The organism is Bradyrhizobium sp. in8p8 (genome assembly GCF_000426845.1).
In the GTDB taxonomy this organism is placed as follows: Bacteria; Pseudomonadota; Alphaproteobacteria; order Rhizobiales; family Xanthobacteraceae; genus Bradyrhizobium; species Bradyrhizobium japonicum_C.
The window spans coordinates 1-3,696 of record NZ_AUGD01000044.1; the positions used below are offsets into that span (position 1 = coordinate 1).

3 protein-coding genes, 1 tRNA gene and 1 pseudogene are annotated in these 3,696 nt (G+C 61.8%); 1 reads left to right on the forward strand and 4 read right to left on the reverse strand.

Annotated elements, in window-relative coordinates; translation table 11 throughout:
* Positions 1 to 231 precede the first annotated feature (231 nt).
* Positions 232 to 753, reverse strand: a complete 522-nt coding sequence (locus K408_RS0136605) for a GNAT family N-acetyltransferase (RefSeq protein WP_024343504.1) — start codon at positions 751 to 753, stop codon at positions 232 to 234.
* Between the two features lie 3 nt (positions 754 to 756).
* On the reverse strand, positions 757 to 1,056 hold the full coding sequence (locus K408_RS0136610) for a type II toxin-antitoxin system TacA family antitoxin (protein ID WP_024343503.1): 300 nt from the start codon (positions 1,054 to 1,056) through the stop codon (positions 757 to 759).
* A 527-nt stretch (positions 1,057 to 1,583) separates the two neighbouring features.
* Between K408_RS0136610 and K408_RS40825 the strand changes: the two genes are divergently transcribed.
* Positions 1,584 to 3,233 (forward strand): recombinase family protein, encoded by a 1,650-nt coding sequence (locus K408_RS40825; protein WP_080655039.1) that lies wholly within the window; start codon positions 1,584 to 1,586, stop codon positions 3,231 to 3,233.
* On the opposite strand, the gene K408_RS0136635 is transcribed toward K408_RS40825, so the two are convergent.
* Together K408_RS0136635 and K408_RS40830 are read right to left on the reverse strand one after the other, a co-directional pair.
* A tRNA-OTHER gene (locus K408_RS0136635) sits at positions 3,190 to 3,275 on the reverse strand. The two genes, K408_RS40825 and K408_RS0136635, sit on opposite strands and share 44 nt — an antisense overlap.
* Positions 3,254 to 3,604, reverse strand: a pseudogene (locus K408_RS40830) (thiaminase II/PqqC family protein); the annotation flags it as partial. The gene K408_RS0136635 and the pseudogene K408_RS40830, both read right to left, overlap by 22 nt.
* Between the last annotated feature and the right edge of the window lie 92 nt (positions 3,605 to 3,696).

Below are 3,696 nucleotides of genomic sequence, written 5' to 3' on the forward strand. Positions count from 1 at the left end.
TCTGTCTCATCTGCGCTCCTGAATGGCTGCGATGATCCAGAAATCCTCCCTTCCCGAAAATCCCGAATCTGTCTCAAGGGCGCTGACGGCGGACACTCTACTGGATCTCCGATCCCCACTCTCACTCTTCAGGGGCGTTGCGGGGTCTCCCCGCTCGAAGGGGTCGGCCGAGACTACAGGCTCGGCCGCAGGGGAAGACTTCCCCCTTCACCATATTGAGCCGGACCAGGCTCATCCCTCGCGGCCGATTCCACCTGCCGCCAGCATCGCGGCGATATCGGCGATCGACCGGAGCAGGACCAACGGGTCGTCCTTCGAGCGAAGAAAGCCGCGTCGCTGCCAGAACCGGGCAGCCTCTTCATCGACGGCGTTGACCATCAGCGCGCGCCCGCCGACCAGACGCGCAGCCTGAACGCAACGCTCAAGGGCATGCTTCATCAAGCCGGTGCCGATGCCCTGTCCGGCCCAGGCCGTATCCGTCGCGAGTTGCCCGAGCAGCAGGCAGGGAACGGGATTGGGTGGTTGTCCAGTGCGAATTGCGCGAGGCAGGATCGAAGGGACAGCCCCCGTCGGTGCAAGACCATAATATCCGACGACGCGCCCGGCATCATGGACGGCCACGACCGCGGTGAAGCCCTTTTCCTGATTGGCAAGGGCGCGCGTTTTCAGCCAATGATCGAGTGTCGGTTTGCCACAGGAGAACTCGGAAACGTCATGCTCGGCAGTAAGCGGTTCAGGAGCTGATAAAGCCACGGCTTACCGCTTCGTGACGTAGCCGGGTTCCCACGGCGCAGGCCGCTGGAGCACTTCCATCATCTCAGGAACGATGGTGGGCGGACGGGACAGGATTTCCATGAAGTCGGCGAAGCCCTCCGGGCTCATGCGGATCAGCCCCTGCTCCATGACGACTTCCTCGGCAGCGCGCACGGCGGCATCACGCACGAAATCCGTCCGAGAACGGCCACGCAAGGTGGCTGCGCGATCGATCATCGCGACGTCCGCTTCCGGCAGGCGCATCGAGATCGGGTATTCCTTGCGTTCAACGGTGGCAGCCATGACCATTCTCCTTGACTGAAATATAGCCGCTTGTAGCGCCAAACGCAATACGCTATTATCGGCTCTGTTCGCAGCCCGACTGTCTTGATGAAAGACGTTCAAAGGGATGGCGGTCGAGGAGGTCACATGGAGCAGGTTTCGCGGCATTTTAGCAGGTCATTTCACGACGCCAGCGTATTCTGTTCGTCGCTGGAGCACGCTATGCCGCGCGCATCAGCTCCTTTCTCCGCCGAGTATTCGCCTTTGATTTCCGTTGCCTATACTTGGATTCACAAGGATCGTGAAACCCATCAACTTGCAACCGACATCAAACGGCGCGACGATGGATCACAAAAACCGCCCAAAGCAGACGAGCGCGCTTCGGCTCATAGAGCCGGAGCTGACGCTCGCGCGGCGTGGCGAAGGCTCCGACCCACGCTTGATAGAGCTGGTACGGTTGCTCGCCCGGCGAGCTGCACGGGAGATTTACGAGGAACAGATGAAAGGGCGCCGCACGCCGCGCTCCTGACATCCCAGGAGAATGCATCGTGAAGGTTGCGATCTACGCACGCTATTCATCCGACAATCAACGCGACGCCTCGATCGCCGACCAGCTCCGCATCTGCCGTCTCCACGCCGAGAAGCAAGGCTGGCAGGTGGTTGAGGAATATACCGATCACGCGATCTCCGGCGCCTCGCTCCTGCGCCCCGGTATCCAGGCCCTGATCTCGGACGCCACGCGCGGCCGGTTCCGCTATGTGCTGGCGGAGGCGATGGATCGCCTGTCGCGCGATCAGGAAGACATCGCCGGCTTCTATAAGAGGATGGCCTATTCGGACGTGAAGATCGTCACTCTATCCGAGGGCGAGGTCACGCATCTCCATGTCGGGCTCAAGGGCACGATGAACGCCCTGTTCCTGAAGGATCTCGCCGACAAGACGCGGCGCGGTCAGCGTGGCCGCGTCGAGCTGGGCAAGTCCGGTGGCGGCAATTCCTATGGCTATGATGTGGTCAAGAAGTTCGACGCCAGCGGCGAGCCGGTGCGTGGCGACCGGACCATCAATGAGGTTCAGGCTGATGTCGTCAGCCGTATCTTCCGCGACTATGCCGCGGGCAAATCGGCCAAGCGGATCGCCTTCGAGCTGAACAAGGATAGCATCTCCGCACCGGGCGGCGGCGATTGGGGCTTCAGCACCATCAACGGCAACCCGAAGCGCGGCAACGGCATCCTCAACAACGAGATGTATGTCGGCAAGCTGGTCTGGAACCGGCAGCGATTCATTAAAGACCCGGACACGGGCAAGCGCCAGGCGCGGATGAACCCGGAGGCGGACTGGATCATTCAAGACGTGCCGGAGTTACGCATCCTCGACGACGATCTCTGGCAGGCCGTGAAGAAGCGGCAACAGGCCGTCAAACAGAACCGTAGCGACGACGGCGAGACCGAGAACCACTTCCGGGAACGCCGGCGCCCCAAATACCTCTTCTCGGGCCTGACTAAGTGCAGCTGTTGCGGCGGCGGTTACTCGATGATCTCGGCTGATCTGGTCGGCTGCTCGACGGCCCGCAACAAGGGCACCTGCGACAATCGCAAAAACATCCGGCGCGATCAGCTTGAGGCGCGCGTCCTCAACGCGCTGCGCCATCACCTGATGGACCCCGAGCTGTTCAAGGAGTTCTGCGACGAGTTCACCCGCGAGATGAACCGGCTCCGCATGGAGGGCCGAGCCTCGATCGATGCGGCCGAAGCCGAGGTCAAACGGATAGACCGGGAACTCGATACGCTCCTGAACCTCATCCTGAAGGGCGGCGCTGCCGATCGTCTCAATGAGAAGATGGTCGTCCTGGAGCGTCGTCAGAAAGAGCTGAAGGCGTTCCTGCGAGAGGCGGAAGAGCCGCCCCCCCTCCTTCATCCGAACATGGCTCATCACTACCACGTCCAGGTCGACGAGCTGTACGCGGCGCTTCAGGAGGATTCGGAGGCGAAGCGGATGACTGCGGCCGACCTGATCCGCTCACTCGTGCGGGACATCATCCTGACGCCGGAGGACGACGAGCTGAAGATCGACGTGCGCGGCGATCTGGCTGGAATCCTTGCGATTTCGCTCAAAAGCAAAAGGCCCGCCGGAGGGGCGGGCCAATCGCAAGTTGAGATGGTTGCGGGGATAGGATTTGAACCTATGACCTTCAGGTTATGAACCTGACGATTGCCGAACGGCTATTCGACACGCTGGCCCGCGCGCCAGCCCATCTCCCAGAAATCTGTTTCAAGTCGGGTGGCTTCCTTGAAGATCGCAATCAGCTCTGCTTCGCGGGCCGGCGTGGCGTAGAGATCGGCGAGATGCTCCAAGTGCGCTCGCGCTTTCGCCGCAACCTCCTGGTATGGCGCGCCGGCGTACTCGGCGATCCAAACGCGATAGGAGTTCGCCGCAGCGTCCGCATCGGGTCCCGAGGCGAGCCGCGTGGCGATCTCCGCGTACCCGATCACGCAGGGGGCAAGCGCCACCCTGAGTGCCAGCAGATCGCCGCGCATTCCAGCGTCGAGCACGTAGCGTGTGTAGGCCAGCATTGAACCGCCCCGGGTTTGCCGGAGGCTCCAACTCCTGAGAGGATGGAGCCATGACAAGCAAGACGACGAACAAATTTTCGCCTGAGGTCCGG

Bases quoted from the DNA above. Each gene is read 5' to 3' on its own strand.
- K408_RS0136610 (WP_024343503.1), bottom strand. From the start codon at position 1,056: ATGGCTGCCACCGTTGAACGCAAGGAATACCCGATCTCGATGCGCCTG.